The organism is Streptomyces africanus, assembly GCF_002150735.1.
In the GTDB taxonomy this organism is placed as follows: domain Bacteria; phylum Actinomycetota; class Actinomycetes; order Streptomycetales; family Streptomycetaceae; genus Streptomyces; species Streptomyces africanus.
This window is the reverse complement of the sequence record NZ_MUKA01000308.1, coordinates 1-13,505: the sequence shown is the minus strand read 5'-3', so window position 1 is coordinate 13,505 and position 13,505 is coordinate 1. Positions and strand designations below refer to the sequence as shown.

At 70.7% G+C, this 13,505-nt stretch carries 14 protein-coding genes; 5 read left to right on the top strand and 9 right to left on the bottom strand.

Annotated features, from left to right (window positions below; translation table 11 throughout):
- Positions 1-1,653: 1,653 nt before the first annotated feature.
- The gene (locus CCL05_RS32690; protein WP_086564292.1) at positions 1,654-2,487 is read right to left on the bottom strand and encodes a recombinase family protein; all 834 of its coding nucleotides are present in this window, start codon (positions 2,485-2,487) and stop codon (positions 1,654-1,656) included.
- Positions 2,484-2,867: a hypothetical protein gene (locus CCL05_RS32685; RefSeq protein ID WP_086564291.1), complete on the bottom strand. Its 384-nt coding sequence runs from the start codon at positions 2,865-2,867 to the stop codon at positions 2,484-2,486. The genes CCL05_RS32690 and CCL05_RS32685 overlap by 4 nt, the downstream gene beginning before the upstream one ends.
- A gap of 284 nt (positions 2,868-3,151) precedes the next feature.
- Here CCL05_RS32685 and CCL05_RS44595 point away from each other — a divergent pair, with 284 nt between their 5' ends.
- Positions 3,152-3,385: a hypothetical protein gene (locus CCL05_RS44595; RefSeq protein WP_143589982.1), complete on the top strand. Its 234-nt coding sequence runs from the start codon at positions 3,152-3,154 to the stop codon at positions 3,383-3,385.
- Between the two features lie 437 nt (positions 3,386-3,822).
- On the opposite strand, the gene CCL05_RS44965 is transcribed toward CCL05_RS44595, so the two are convergent.
- The 7 genes from CCL05_RS44965 to CCL05_RS32655 all read right to left on the bottom strand — a co-directional run bounded on the left by CCL05_RS44965 (position 3,823) and on the right by CCL05_RS32655 (position 8,954).
- On the bottom strand, positions 3,823-3,981 hold the full coding sequence (locus CCL05_RS44965) for a hypothetical protein (RefSeq protein WP_158102516.1): 159 nt from the start codon (positions 3,979-3,981) through the stop codon (positions 3,823-3,825).
- Between the two features lie 159 nt (positions 3,982-4,140).
- The gene (gene traB / locus CCL05_RS32680; protein ID WP_086564290.1) at positions 4,141-6,186 is read right to left on the bottom strand and encodes a plasmid transfer protein TraB; all 2,046 of its coding nucleotides are present in this window, start codon (positions 6,184-6,186) and stop codon (positions 4,141-4,143) included.
- A gap of 104 nt (positions 6,187-6,290) precedes the next feature.
- Positions 6,291-6,860 (bottom strand): plasmid transfer protein TraA, encoded by a 570-nt coding sequence (gene traA, locus CCL05_RS32675; protein WP_086564289.1) that lies wholly within the window; start codon positions 6,858-6,860, stop codon positions 6,291-6,293.
- A 2-nt stretch (positions 6,861-6,862) separates the two neighbouring features.
- Positions 6,863-7,087, bottom strand: a complete 225-nt coding sequence (locus CCL05_RS32670; RefSeq protein WP_086564288.1) for a hypothetical protein — start codon at positions 7,085-7,087, stop codon at positions 6,863-6,865.
- 84 nt (positions 7,088-7,171) lie between these two features.
- Entirely contained in the window at positions 7,172-7,498 is a 327-nt protein-coding gene (locus tag CCL05_RS32665; RefSeq protein ID WP_086564287.1) for a hypothetical protein, read from the bottom strand.
- Positions 7,499-7,536: 38 nt separating this feature from the next.
- Positions 7,537-7,815 carry a hypothetical protein gene (locus CCL05_RS32660; RefSeq protein ID WP_086564286.1) on the bottom strand — a complete coding sequence of 93 codons (279 nt, stop codon included), beginning with the start codon at positions 7,813-7,815 and terminating at the stop codon, positions 7,537-7,539.
- A 44-nt stretch (positions 7,816-7,859) separates the two neighbouring features.
- Positions 7,860-8,954, bottom strand: coding sequence for a DUF2637 domain-containing protein (locus CCL05_RS32655; RefSeq protein WP_086564285.1), 1,095 nt, complete (start codon positions 8,952-8,954; stop codon positions 7,860-7,862).
- Between the two features lie 288 nt (positions 8,955-9,242).
- Between CCL05_RS32655 and CCL05_RS32650 the strand changes: the two genes are divergently transcribed.
- The 4 genes from CCL05_RS32650 to CCL05_RS32635 form a co-directional block, all read left to right on the top strand.
- Positions 9,243-9,983, top strand: a complete 741-nt coding sequence (locus CCL05_RS32650; protein WP_086564284.1) for a GntR family transcriptional regulator — start codon at positions 9,243-9,245, stop codon at positions 9,981-9,983.
- Between the two features lie 321 nt (positions 9,984-10,304).
- On the top strand, positions 10,305-10,502 hold the full coding sequence (locus tag CCL05_RS47620; RefSeq protein ID WP_086564283.1) for a helix-turn-helix domain-containing protein: 198 nt from the start codon (positions 10,305-10,307) through the stop codon (positions 10,500-10,502).
- 293 nt (positions 10,503-10,795) lie between these two features.
- Complete coding sequence (locus CCL05_RS32640; protein WP_158102515.1) at positions 10,796-11,788, top strand: bifunctional DNA primase/polymerase; 993 nt, start codon at positions 10,796-10,798, stop codon at positions 11,786-11,788.
- Positions 11,785-13,505 (top strand): DUF927 domain-containing protein (locus CCL05_RS32635; RefSeq protein WP_143589981.1); only part of this gene is annotated, 1,721 nt, incomplete at its 3' end. The genes CCL05_RS32640 and CCL05_RS32635, both read left to right, overlap by 4 nt.

The following is a 13,505-nucleotide window of genomic DNA, read 5'->3' as shown; positions in this document are numbered from 1 at the left end:
CTGGATTGATGCCGGATACCTCGAGTTGATGAAGTCCCAACGCCCTCCCCACTTGATCAAAAAGAAGATCCTTGGAGCGCAGGCCCGGTATCTCGTCTTCACCCCGGAGGGGATCGACTACCAGCCCTACGCCTCCGAGTAGCTCTCCAAGAGCCCGGAAACCAGGGGGGTACGCACACGCTGCGTACCCCCCTTTGTTGTGCGTTCTTGCAGGTCACAACCGGGTTAGGCGCCCATCGGGGGGGGGGGTACGCAGTTCGCCAGAGAGAGGGGTCGAGTGCGCACGCGTGTGCGCGCACGCATGTATGCACTCTCTCAACTGCGTACCTTGCGTACCCTCTCTCCTTCTATAGAGAAAAAGTGCAGGTCAAAGCAGGGAAAGAGGGGGTACGCAGAGGGGTACGCAGAGGGTACGCAGGGGTACGCAGCGGCGCCCGGGAGTCGACCCCTGCCCACGGCTGACCTCCGCCGGGGGGTGGGGAGCCTCAGAGCAGCTACCCACCCCCCGCCGGACGGGAGCCGGTGCTCGAGGTCCTCCGGCGGCTGCCGCGCCGTAGGTCGTGCGGCGTAGCCGCTCCCCTTTGCCCTGACCCGCAGACAACGGCCAGAGAGCAGCTCAGCGCGGCCGGTCTTGTGGCGTGGCGGGTAGCGCGGCATATGCGGGGTTGGCGGTCGGGCTGTTGGTCGTGGTCTCGCGCGTGCGGGCTGCTGCGCGACCGGTCGCGGCCGGATCCCCCAGACCCGTACAGCGGGACAGCGTCAGCACCTCCCGGTACGCGGAGGGGGTGCCGGGGGGAGTCGTCCCCCACGCGGTCCGCTGATCAAAACTCCCGATATCGCGGGTATGGGACTTTCCCTCCCCGGCGGGAGGCAGGCGGCTCGAGGGGGAGGCACCCCCCACCCGGTACGTCATCGAGTTCACGTACTGCTCGGGCCGGTGACGTACTGGCGGCCGCGGCCGGTGACCCTTTGAACCTGACCGGCACCCGAGAGACCTCCCCCGCGTTGTGGCCCCCCGGGTACGTCGGGGGTAACCCCCCCTTCGCAATTCTGAGCACGCGTGTGCGCTGCTGACGGCGCCGGACCCCGGGCGATTCGGTCTGGAGATTCAGACTCCCCTTCCCCCTCGTGCGCGCGTTGTTGCGGGGGACCGGTCCCTTGCGGCTGCGCGGCGGCCGGTCGGCAGCGGGACGGAGGCAGGAGCGGCCGGCCGGACGGCCGCGCACGGCCCGCGTGCGGGCCGGCCTTGATGGAGTAGGGAAACTCTTACCGCGCTCCGGGTCCCAGAGTCGCGCGCACGGTGGGGGGCCAACTCGCCCGGTGGCTGCTGCGACTGCTCGAGGGAGGCCTCCCCCTATGCGCGCGGGACCGGCCGTAACCGGATGCGCAGCCGTCTGCGGAGCCTTGGGAACCCGTACCGGATCGGGCCTGCCATACGGCCCCGGGCGGGTGTCAACGCGCGGTGGGGGGCGCTCCCCGGGCCGCGCAAAAAAGCGGGAGACAGGGCGTTGGGGTCGCTCGCCTGCTGCTCCCAAGATTCGACCGACTCCCCCCCGGTGTTGGCACGGCAGTGGGGGTTGGGTGGGCGCGGCAGAGGCCCGCGGCCGGGAGTGGCTGCGGGCCTCGTGGGTTCGCGCGGTAGTGATCGTGTGGTCAGCGTTGGGAGAGGAGCCGGGCCGCGCGCTCCCTGCGCTGCTGCTCCTTACGAGCAGCGCGGGCGGCCGCGGACTGCTGCCGCGCTTTCTCCCGGGCCTCCGGGGAGAGCAGCCGGGCAACGGTGGTCGGGTGCCAACGGCCGCCGCGCTTTGAGGGCATGTCGTCGCGGGAGTTGGCCCGGGCGCAGATTGCCCGGATGCTGAGCCCCTCCTCGTCGCGCCAACGCTCCATCTCCTCCGCGATGGCGTTCTCCCGCTCATCGGCCGTGAGTTCCTTGTCCTCTACGCGCTGCCCGAACCGGGGAGCACCGTAGGCGTATCCACCCTTGCTGCCCTTGGCGGCCCGGCCCTCCGTGAGCCGCTTGATGATGAGCCCGCGGTCGAGCTGGTGGAAAACGCCGCGCATCTGCCGCATGGCCGTGCGCATGGGGTCGGACGCGTCGTCCTCGAGGTGTTCGCCATGGTCCGCGGTGAACACGCGGCCCCCGAGTGCCCACACGTAGGAGAGCACGGCTTCCTGCACGGTGAGCTCACGGGCGAGCCGGTCCAAGTTCGGGGCCAGGATCCCGTCTGCCTTGCCCTCTGCGATCCACTCCACGGCGTCCATCAGGCCCGGCCGTTCGTCGAGCAGGCTTGCGCCAGACTTCCCAGCCTTGCCGTCCCCGTCCGTGACCATGTGGACGATCCGCACGCGGGGGGTGGTCTGCCCCTTCGCCCACTTCCGGCAGTCGGCCTCCTGCGCGGGGAGCCCGTACCCGTCGACTGCCTGACCGGCCGTGGAGACGCGACGAACGAGGACGAGACGGAGAACGGGCGTGCGGGGCGTGCTCATCGGTCGGTCCGTCCGAGCGCGCGCACGAGGGTCCACGCCATGTCGTCAGTGTCGGCCTCCTCCGGGTCGACCTCCTGGAAGTACGCCTCCAGCGCTTCCCCGAGCACCTCCGCGGTCCGCTCCTGCTCGGCACGCTCCGGCTGCGACTGCTGCCCACCCCCCTGCCCGGCACGCTGTACCCATGACGCGATGGTTGCGAGGGTCGACCACTCCCACCCGGCGAGCCATTTCACGATCCGATCGTCATAGGCCCCGGTTTCCACTCCGGCCGCGGAGAGCGCGTCCCGGAGGACCGACTCCCGCTCGGCAGCGGACGGGAACTCCCCGTTCGGGTAGTCGATCGGCTCGCGGTCGAGAGGACCGGTGGGAATCGCGCTCATGGTCTGTCCCCCTTGCATTGCGGCGGCCCGGGTGGCTGCCGACCCTCCCACTGTACACATCTATGGGCATAGATGTAACACCACTGGTGAGAGCGATTTGGGGCCGACAGGGGCGACAGGGGAGGACGGGAGCGGACACCACGGACGCGTGTTCGGGGGCGGGGTGACGTTCGGTCACCGGTACGGCCACCCGGGGGAGTGCCCCCTCGAGCGGTCTGCCGGCGGACCGGGCCGGTAGGGCACTCGGCAGTACGCCCGGGTTTCCAGGGCGGGAGGATCACCCCGTGACACGTCGAACGCTGGGCACGGGACCGACCGCGAGCGAGCCGACCGCGGAGCCGACAGGGGCGCGTCTGCTGCCCATTGAGCGGCTCTCCGGCCTGCCGGGAGCCGGGGAGGTCCTCGAGGGCGAGCAGGGGCCGCAGGAGGGCGTACAGGGATCCGGCCGGCGGGTGCTCGGCATGGGTGCTGCGAGCGCTGCCCACCCCCCGGGCTACGGTCTCGCCCATGACAGATGAGACAGAGCAGCCGGCGGGCCGACGCTGCCGGCGGGTTGGATGCGGCCGGGAGGTCCCGGAGTCGCTCGGCACCCGGCCGCGGGAGTACTGCTCGAGGAACTGCCGGCAGCGGGCCTACGAGGCACGGAAGCTGGACGGGGCCGTGCGGGAGGCGCGGGCCGCTGCTGCGGCGGCCGTTCTGCTGCGCGGAACAACGTCACGTGACGTTGGGGCCGACGGGGGAGCAACGTCACGTGACGATGGCTCGGCACCTTCGCTGCCTGCTGCTCCGGCTCCGGAAGTCGCGGCGGCCGCCGCGCCTCCTCTGCCTCCCCGGCGACGGATGCCGCCCCCGATCGGGACCGTGCGCGCCCCGGGGTGGGCCCTGTACAGCTCCCCGGACAAACGCGAGAGCCCCCGCCAGTGAGTGGCGGGGGCTCGCTCGGGGTTGGGTGTGCTCACTCGGAGGGGAGGCGCACCCACTCGGGGGAGGAGTCGTCCAGCTCCCCGTAGTCGACGTCATCGGCGGCTCCGGCCGGGAGCATGTTCTCCCGCTCCCAGTCGGTCAGGGGCCGGCCCTCCGGCGGGACGGGTACGGGTTCGTAGTCGGCTGCCATGGGGTGATTCTCCTCCGCTGGATTCGGGTTCGTGGTCGGTTTGCTCGAGGTGTCAGGGCCGGTGTCAGAGTCCGGTGTCAGACGGGGGTGTCAGGTGTTCTGACATCCCCGTCCGTGTGGAGAAACGGCCTGTCAGGGCGTCTGACGTGTCAGGGGGTGTCAGGCCGCTACGGGGACGGGCAGGACGCGGTACCGGCCCTCCTCCGCGGTCGGGGCGAGTCGGCCCTCCGCGGCGAGCCGCTTGAGTTCCGCGGACACCCACGGGCGGGAGCGGCCCAACTGCTCGAGGTACGGGGAGAGGTCCGCCGGGCCGACGATCCCGCCACCGGTCGTGGCGAGCATCTCCACCAACTCCCCGAGCAGCTCCCGGGCCTCCTCCGTGCTCGGCTTGCCGGCCGGGAGTTCGGTCACGCTCTCCACGGGCGGGAGGTCCTCGGACACGTCCGTCTCTGCGTCCTCCGGGTCCGTGAGGGCGGCAACCTCGAGGCGGCTCTCCTCCTGCTCGCTCATCTGCATGTCGGCCTCCCCGGCCTCTGTGGCGGAGAGGCTGACCAGCCCCCGCCGGTTGGTGAACAGATCTCCAGCGACGCGGGCGGCTGCTCCGGAGGTCACCGGGTCAACGGCTGCGCGCACGGCCGCGAAGTGCTGCACGACGTATTCCGCGATCTGCTCGTACTGCCCGGCCGGGCCGGTCCAGAACGTGCGGGCGGGGTTGGCGTAGAGGTCCTCGTCGACTCCCGCGGACACGAGGTAGACGTACCCCTTGCGCTTGTTGCCCCATGCGGCCGGGTTCGCCCCGGCGTCGAGCACCTCTTCCGGCAGCGCGAATCCGGCATCGTCGCCCCGGACTCCGAAGCACAGAGCAGCCGGCAGGCTCGCACGGGTGTCGGTGCTGAGTTGGTAGCCGGAGGCGCGCTGCATGGACAGCACGAGGGAGATCCCGGCGGACCGGGCCTCCTGCGCGATCCCGGTGAACACGTCCTCCCCGATCTCCCGGAGGATCTTCGCGGCCTCCTCCATCCACACCACGAGGTACGGCATTCCGTCGCAGCCGCACGCCCCGGAGGAGGCGCAGGAGTGCGCGGGGTCGGTCTGCCGTTCGGCGGCCGCGGGCTCCCACGCCCGGTAGCTGTGATCCCGCAGCCACCCGGTACGGGCAGGGATCGCAGCCTGAACGGCTCCGACCATGGCGCCGGTTGCGCGCATGTCGAGCGCTGCCCAGTCCACGGCCGGAAGGATCGGCTGGAAGTCCTGCCCGGCCTTCGCAGCATCGCTGAGCCACACCACGACATCCCGGCGGGTGAGCAGCTCGAGCAGCACGTCGAGAGCTCCCTCCGTCTTGCCGGAGCCGGTCATCCCCATGATGAGCACGTGAATCGCGTCGAGCAGCGGCAGCACGAGGTCTGAGCCATCGTCGTACACCCCCAGCCGCAGGGGCACGGCCACGGACTCGCCGGGGGCGGCCGGCCCGGGCCACACGGTGGGGGTGCGGAGCATGTCCTCCGGCACGATCACGAACGCGCCCTTACGCGCACTGTCGGGGTCGGGCTGGTGACGGATGGCTGTGGTCGGTACGTCCAGCGCGGAGGCGATACGCGGGATTGCCTTCGTCGCGTCGTCGTGGGTGAGCTCCCCGGCCGGGAGTTCGTAAGGCACGGTGACCCGGTTCGGCTCTACCTTGACCTCTCGCACCTTCGTGCGGGCCAGACCGACCTTCTCCAAGAGCCCCTTGTCCGAGCTCTCGCCGGTCGCGTCGGGGTTGCGGCGCATGACCTGCCGAATGTTCCACGACAGGGCGAGCGCGGGGGCTCCCATCAGGTACAGGTCGGGCAGGGGGCCGGTGAGCGGCCCGGCGAGCGCGGCCGCGGTGAGCCACGCGGAGCCCGCGGCAACGGTCACGGCGGAGTGCAGTCGACGCTGCTCGCTCGTCGAGCGGCCGGCCCACCACGTGACGCCGGTCAGGGCGACAGAGGCGAGCGTGAGCCCCACCCCGCCGGCCGATGAGTCACCCCACTGCAAATGGGCCGGCAGGCTCACCACCCCCAGCGCGGCCGCTCCGAGCCACGGCGGCAGGTACGGCTTTGCGCGGTGCAGAACGTACCCGGTCAGGTCCCCGCGGCCGGCCGTGCCGTTGAGCTGCTCCTCGTGGCGCTGCTCCGCGGTCGGGCTGCTGCCCGTGCTGTTCGTCTTCCTGCTGCGGGCCATGTCGCCCACTCCCTCCGGGTGGTTGCTGTCGGGCGGTCGCGCTGAGTGCCCCGGGCCGGATCCGATCCGGCGCCCTCACGGCGTGACTGCCGGGGCGGTCGGGGTCAGTACTTGAAGGGGTTCGACGTCGCCGTGCGCTGCGGCCGCGGCCGCATGAGGTCGGCGTACTCGCGGGTGAACGCGCCGTAGGCACCGACCGCGCTCTTGGCGGCCGCGGTCGCCCCGTCTGCCGCTTTCTTCAACTTCCGGCCCACCCGGCGGGCTCGCATGCGGCCCTGAACGGGGTTGTCACCGGGGAGGGTCTGCGCCTGGGCGAGCCGGGCCTCGAGGATCTTCGAGGCCATGGCCAACTCGATTGCGGCCTGCACCATGAGCGCGCGCACGTGGTTGCAGTAGGTGCGCACGTCCTCCGTGGAGTTGAACTCGGGCTCTCCGAGGATGAAGTGCGAGCCGCTGCTCCCGCCGGCCGCGGCTCCGCCGCGCTGCCCACCCCCCGCGCCGGGGCCTCCGCCGTTGCTGCTGACGTTGACGTTGACCCCGAACCCGGTGAAGTTCTTCGTCCCCTTGCCGTTCGCCCCGTTCCCGGCCGGCCGGGTGAAAGGCTGCTGAGCCTGGTGTGCGGCGAAACCGCGGACCTGCTCTGCGCTGCTGGGGCGCGTGCCGTTGCTGGCCATGGTCAGACCTCCGTCTGCTCGTCGGTGTCGGTGGTGGTCTCGGGCAGGGCGACCGCGAGCGCGGTGTAGGCCCGGGAGGTGTCGGCCCACAGGGAGCCGGCCGCAGCGAACGGCCCCGTCTTCGGGCGGAAGTCGTCGTGTCGGGCGAGCCGCTCGGCCTCCTCCGCGAGCGCTGCCGCCCGGTCCGCCGCGGCCGCGGCCAACTCCAGCGCGTTCCTACGGTTCATGGGGTCCTCCGTGGTGGTGGTCGGGTGCGGACTGCTGTCCGGCCCTCTGCCGTCCCCGGGAGGCCCGGGGGCGACAGGGAGCCGTCAGCGGCGGCCGCGCTGGATCTCGCGCCACATCGAGCGCAGGACGAGCAGGCAGCACGTCACCGCGACCGCACCGACCGCGACCGCGATTGCGGACAGGGCGAGCGAGATAGCGGCGACGCTGCCGGCGACACCGACCGCCACCCACTTCCCGACCGCCGGCGACTGCTGCGGGCCGTGGTGGTGCTGGCAGGCGGGCGGCTGCGCCTGCTGCTGGACGATCTGCGCGGCCTGTACGGCAGCGAGCACCAACGCGTACTGCTCCGACTGCCGGGAGGCTGCGACCGCCGCGGCGGCTGCCTGCTCGAGCGGCTGCTCCGTGGACATGAGGGGCTCCATTCGGAATGCGAAGGGGGAGGGGTGGATCAGAGGTCGAACAGCGCGGCAGGCTCGGGCTCCTCGAGCCGGCGGCGTTCGCGGTCCGCGGCCCGCTGCCGTCCGAGCGCGGCCCGGTGGCAGTCGGGGCACCACGCGAGCAGCTGCTCCGCGGGCACGGCGGCCGCGGCCGCGGGGGAGAGCAGGAGATCGGCCGGGGCGATGAGCAGCCGGTGACCACCGGTGGTCCGGTGGCAGCGGCGGCCGGTCTTCGTGTGCTGGGAGCCGCACGCCCCCGAGCACTGGCAGCGGTACTCCGCGGGCTCCATCACGGCCTCCCAGACAGCGGAGGCGCCTAACGGCGGCCGGCGGCTCATCGGTCGGCCCCTGCGGCGGCCGGGACGATGGCAGCGCTGCTCTGCTCGCGCTGCTCACGGATGCGGGCCGACACCCACCCGACGGACCAACCCGTCTCCTCCGCGAGTTGCCGCACGGACTTGCCCGCGCGCTCGCCCACCCGGACGTGTTCACGGGCGGCCGGCTCCACCATCTTTGAGCGGTCCTCGTTCACCGGCACGGCCGTGAGCGCGGGCCGTTCACCACCGTTCACGGCACGGGGGGTGGACTGTTCACGGCGGGCCGCGGCCGCCCGTTCACGGGCCTCCCGAGCCTGCTGCTCCCGCTGTTCATGAGCGGCCCGCTCGGCTGCCTCCCGCTCGCGGCGTTCACGGTCGGCCCGCTCCCGCTCCCGGCGTTCACGCTCGAGCTGCTCGGCGCGCTCGCGGTCGGCCCGCTCCTGCTCCTCCCGGCGGAGCCGCTCCTCCCGCTCGGCCCGCTCGCGCTCGAGGGCGGCCGCGTACTCCCGCTCCTCCCTGCGCTGCTGAGCCTCGTACTCCCGGGCCTCCCGCTCGAGGGCGGCCGCGTGTTCACGGGCCTCCCGCTCCTGCTGTTCACGGCGGGCCTGCTCCCGTTCACGCTCGGCGCGCTCGCGCTCACGGCGGGCCTCTGCCTCCTGCCGTGAACGCTCCTCCTCCTGCTGCCGTGAACGCTCGAGCCGCTCGAGCTGAACAGCGATCTTCCGCCTGTACGCGAGCCCGGCCTCCGCCGTGACGATGAGCAGCAGCGGCGCCACCGCGTGAACGGCCACCCCCACGAGATCACCCTTGAGCGCGGAGTCCCCGACGTTGAGCAGCAGCGTGAACAGCCCGGTCATCCATCGCAGGACGGCCGGCCACCCCCCGGTGCTGCCTCCGAGTCGGGAGACGGTCGAGTCCAGCCGCACGACGATGACTACGGCGGTGTCCACCACGATCGGCAGAATCGGTGCGGTCCACTGCCAGTCCTCCGGGGTCACCCGCTCCACGAGGGGCGTGACCGTGAGGACGGAGAAGAGGACGGCTCCGGCAGTGATCGCCCACGTGCCCCGGCGGAGTGTCGTCTCCGCGGCCTCGAGCTGCTCCGGACTCATCGTTGCGAGCCGGGATTCCCGGCTCTGACCTGCGGTACTTTCGCTCATAGGTCGCTCCAACCAGCGATCTAAGGGACTACGGTCCCCGGCTCGGCCCCTGGTGCGGACACACCGGGGGCCGTTCTGCTGCCGGGGGAAGGTACGGATGGATCACCGGCCGGGTACTTAACGTACCTTGCCGACGCCATGAAGGTACATGAAGCACGGATGCGCGGCAAGCATGTACCTTGAGAGGGTCATTGATGTACCTTCGGAGGTGCACCGCGCTCCGACAATCAGGGAGAAGTCATGCCATTCAAGGCGCAGGAGGGGAAGGGGTACGCGGATCTCGCTGCCCACTTCCGCACACAGATCACGAGCGGTGAACTCGCCCCCGGCGACTCGTTGCCGTCTGTCTCCGAGATCCGCGAGCGGTTCGGCGTAGCGGCAAAGACCGTGAGCCGCGCGCTGGGGGTGCTCAAGGCTGAGGGCCTGGTCACCTCTCGGGGCGCACTGGGGACGGTCGTAGCAAAGTCACCCCTGGTCATCACCGGTGCGGACCGACTGAGCCGCATGGAGAAGAACGGTCGTCGCTACGCCCCCGGAGAGACCTCCTCTGATCACCGCGTGATCCGCCGGTCAGTGCATGACCCGGAGGTGTGCGCCGCACTTGACCTCGAGCCCGGCGATGAAGCCGTGATCCGCATTCGGGTTTTCCGGCAGGACGACAAGCCCACGTCGGTCGGTGTCTCTATCTATCCGCCTCACACGGTCGACGCCGTGCCCGAGCTCGGGGAAGACCGGCGGATGGTGCAGCAGTTCAACACCCTCTATGCGGAGCGGACCGGCCGCGCCGTGGTGACCGGGCAGCGCACTGCCCACGCCCGGCAGGCGTCTCAAGAGGAGTTGGACGCTCTGGAGATTGACGCTCCGCCGCACTCGGCCGTGGCCGTGCTGGTCACCACCGTGACCTTTCACGACGAGGAGCGACCGCTCGGGTACTGGGAGGACGTGTACGCCCCCGGCTCACGGATGCCGCTCTCCGACTGACGCTCGCGAGCTCTACCTCCGGCCGGCCGCGAATTGCAGTCCCCAACCGCAGCCGTTTGACAGGGCTGCCAAAGTGAGCACCGGGTGCCGAGGGAAGGCACCTCAGACAAACGCGACACGCCGGGCTACGTTTCTTCAACGGCACGGAGAAGCGCGGAACTCGGTAAGGCTCGGTGAGGCTCGGTGAGGCTCGGAACGACTCGGAGGGACTCAACGGGACTGGCCCCTAGGAAGGGCTGTAAGGGCGTCAGAACGCTTCGCCACAGTGTCGCGTAGGGCCGGTATCGTCTCTCTAAGCACTAGAGCCGCAGGAGGGCACACATGGACGCAACGTCCGACGCTCCCGAGTGGCTGACCGTTCGTGAGGTCTCGGATCACTTCCGGGTCTCTACGCGGACCGTCACCCGCTGGGCGCTGAGTGGTCAGCTGCGGATGCGGCGGGTTGGTCCCACGGGCCGACTCATCCGGATTCACAGCTCAGAACTCAACAGTGAGCACGACCTCCCGGCCTCTGCCTGACGGCAGAAATGCGTCGAGGCCCGCCGTTGGCGCGGCGGGCCTCTTGAGGCGCATTCCGGGATCCTAACCGCCGGGCGGCAACCCGGTGAGGATCGGAAGGCGGTTGCACAACTTCGCGGGCGTGCAATCGCCAGAGTAGCCAGATTTTCCACCCACGGAAGAACTGGCCTACTCGAACCTGTCCACACCGGGTCCGCCCTCTACCTCCGTAGAGAGGCGCACTCATGGCGCAGAAACCGCAGGTCAAGGCACCTGCCGCAGAGAAGCCACCCACCCCCCGCGACAGCCCCCGCGTGGACACTCCGTCCACGGCGGCCGCGCGTCCTGCCGGGAATCTGACCGAACAGCAACAGGCCGTGGCCATGGTCTGGGTTGCACGCGGCATCCCGGTCGTCCCCTGCTCCCGCACGGACAAGGGACCCATGGTCCCGGGGTTCGGCCGGGACGCGACCGCGGAGCAGCTCGCCCCGTTCTCCGACCCGGAGCAGGTGCGCGAATGGTGGTCGGGCCGCTTCAAGCGCGCCCATGTCGGCATCCTGACCGGCCGCGGCAACGACGGGCGGGGGCTGCTGGTCGTTGATCTCGATGTGAGGAAAGAGCACACGGTCCTGCCGGCGGATTTCGACTACGCATACAGCGGGGTCGACGTGCTCGAGCGCATGGCGACGGAGGCCGGGGAGGACTGGCCCGACACCTACACCGTGCTCACCCCGAGCGGGGGCGTTCACCTGTACTTCCGGCAGCCGGAGGACGGGCCGCTCATCGGCTGCGCCACCGGAGCCGGGCCGACCGCTCCCCACCTCGGACCGCTCATCGACGTGCGCGGCATCGGCGGACTCGTCATCGCGGCCGGCTCCTACTCGGCAGCTCAGGGCCTCCCCTACCGCCGTATGTCCGACTCGAACAGCCGACCGCAGCCGCTCCCGGGGTGGCTGCTCGAGCGGCTCCGGCCGGCGGCCGCCGCTGCTCCGGCTCGCCGGCCGGCTCCCGTGCTGGTGCTGCCGACTGCCTCCCGGGCCGACCGGTACGCGGCAGCCGCCTTGTCCGGGGCCGCGGAGGACGTAGCTGGCGCACCCGAAGGGGAACGGAATCGAGGGCTGTTCGCGGCTGCGCGACGACTCGGGGAGTTGCAGGAGACGGCTCCGGGCGTGCTGAACGAGACGACCGTTCAGGAGCAGCTGCTCGGCGCCGCTTTGCGCTCGGGGCAGAGTGAGCGGGAGGCACTGCGCACGATCCGGTCCGGGTGGGAACGCGGGCTCGCCGGCCGTGGGGCGGGTGTCGCGTGACGACAGACGCAGAGGTCAAAGCGTTCGAGGCCTTCCGCCGGCAGAAGACTCGGGAAGAGAAGGCCCGCGCCGCTCTCGAGGGAGCAGACGACGAGGAGATGCGCCTCTTCCTCGAGTGGAAGGCGCAGAAGGAGCAGGAGACCTCCGAGAAGGCCTCTATCCCCCGGCAGTCCGCTCCTGAGTACCCCTATAGCGAGACGTTCGGCATGGACCCGCGCACCACCACACCCGAGCCGTACAAGGTGAATCGCGCGGGCGTGCACGTCCTACAGATGTTCGGGCAGACGCAGCGCTGGTCTCAGATCACCTACGCGCCCCTGGTCATCACGAAGGCGTACACCGACGCGGACGGGAAGAAGTCCGTGGAGTTGGCGTGGACCGACCGCGGCAAAGTCGTCCGGCGGGTGGTCTCTCGTGAGGCAGTGGTCAGAGGCCGGGAGCTGATCAAGTCGCTTGGTGGGGATGGACTGCCGGTCCTCGAGGGTGACGCACGGGAAGTGGAGCGGTGGCTCGCCACGTTCGAGGCTGAGAACGTCGAGACGATCCCCACGGGCTACGTGGCCCGGTACTTGGGGTGGCAGCCGGACGGGACGTTCGTCTCCGGCCCGGATGGAGACACCCGCGTAGAGGTCACCTACGAGGAGCAGAAGGGCGCGGCCGCTGCTCACCGGCAGCGCGGGACTCTGGCAGCGTGGCGTACCGGCATCGCCCAACTCGAGGGCTACCCCGTGCCCCGAGTGGTGCTCGCGGCCTCGTTCGCGGCTCCGCTGCTCCGGCCCCTGGCCATGCCCTCGTTCACCGTGGACATTTCCTCTCGGAGCACGCGCGGTAAGACAACCTGCCTTCAGTGCGGCCTCTCCGTGTGGGCCGACCCGAGCGAAGATGCGCGAGCGCTCGCCAGTTGGCGGACAACGCTGATCGGCGCTGAGAAGCACCTCAACCTCGTTCGTGGGCTGGTCAGCGCACTGGACGAGACGATGACGGCAGAGTCCCCGGAGATCGTAAACAGCATCCTGTACGACCTCCCGAAGAACGAGGGGAAGCTCCGCGGTGGCGGGTGGCCGTCCGGCCTCCAGTGGCAAACCGTGCTGCTCTCCACCGGGGAGCGGCCCGCTCTCTCGTACTCCACTCACCAGGGAGCAGCCGCTCGCGTTCTCAGCCTCACCCGCTCCCCGTTCGGAGAGAACGGCGGCGCCGTAGCCGTCTCCCTGCGGGACTGCATCATCGACAACCACGGCACGGCCGGCCCCGAGTTCGTGCGGCACCTCCTCGAGCAGATCAGCACTCCGGAGGGTCTCGCCTCCCTGCGCGCGGAGCACGAGGCTCTGCGCGTCCAGCTGCTCGGCACCACGGACATGACTGGGCGCCGCGCTCCCAAGGTGGCAGCGGTCGCGCTCGCGGAGATCCTCGCCCACCGGTGGGGGCTCCTGCCCTACGAGCCGCTGCCTGTTGAGCGGTGGCAAGGCATGTTCACGGAGGTCGCAGACGAGTCGGACAACCGGCCGGAGATGGCTATGGACGTGCTCCGCGCCTACGTCGCATCCCACGGTGCCCACCTCTACCGACAGGGGCAGTCCACCCGAGATGACCAGCCGTACTCCGGGTGGCTCGGCCTCGTTCCTACTCCCGGCTCCCCTGCGTGGGTTGCCATCTCCCCCGAGAAGGCCCGCCGGATCTTGGCAGATGCCGGGTACTCACTGGACGCGGTGCTCCAAGG

What these genes read in the sequence shown, in the direction of transcription:
- CCL05_RS32690 (WP_086564292.1), bottom strand. Translation starts at nt 2,487, where the DNA reads ATGAGCACGCCCCGCACGCCCGTTCTCCGTCTCGTCCTCGTTCGTCGC.
- CCL05_RS32685 (WP_086564291.1), bottom strand. Translation starts at nt 2,867, where the DNA reads ATGAGCGCGATTCCCACCGGTCCTCTCGACCGCGAGCCGATCGACTAC.
- CCL05_RS44965 (WP_158102516.1), bottom strand. Translation starts at nt 3,981, where the DNA reads ATGGCAGCCGACTACGAACCCGTACCCGTCCCGCCGGAGGGCCGGCCC.
- traB (WP_086564290.1), bottom strand. Translation starts at nt 6,186, where the DNA reads ATGGCCCGCAGCAGGAAGACGAACAGCACGGGCAGCAGCCCGACCGCG.
- traA (WP_086564289.1), bottom strand. Translation starts at nt 6,860, where the DNA reads ATGGCCAGCAACGGCACGCGCCCCAGCAGCGCAGAGCAGGTCCGCGGT.
- CCL05_RS32670 (WP_086564288.1), bottom strand. Translation starts at nt 7,087, where the DNA reads ATGAACCGTAGGAACGCGCTGGAGTTGGCCGCGGCCGCGGCGGACCGG.
- CCL05_RS32665 (WP_086564287.1), bottom strand. Translation starts at nt 7,498, where the DNA reads ATGTCCACGGAGCAGCCGCTCGAGCAGGCAGCCGCCGCGGCGGTCGCA.
- CCL05_RS32660 (WP_086564286.1), bottom strand. Translation starts at nt 7,815, where the DNA reads ATGGAGCCCGCGGAGTACCGCTGCCAGTGCTCGGGGGCGTGCGGCTCC.
- CCL05_RS32655 (WP_086564285.1), bottom strand. Translation starts at nt 8,954, where the DNA reads ATGAGTCCGGAGCAGCTCGAGGCCGCGGAGACGACACTCCGCCGGGGC.
- CCL05_RS32650 (WP_086564284.1), top strand. Translation starts at nt 9,243, where the DNA reads ATGCCATTCAAGGCGCAGGAGGGGAAGGGGTACGCGGATCTCGCTGCC.
- CCL05_RS47620 (WP_086564283.1), top strand. Translation starts at nt 10,305, where the DNA reads ATGGACGCAACGTCCGACGCTCCCGAGTGGCTGACCGTTCGTGAGGTC.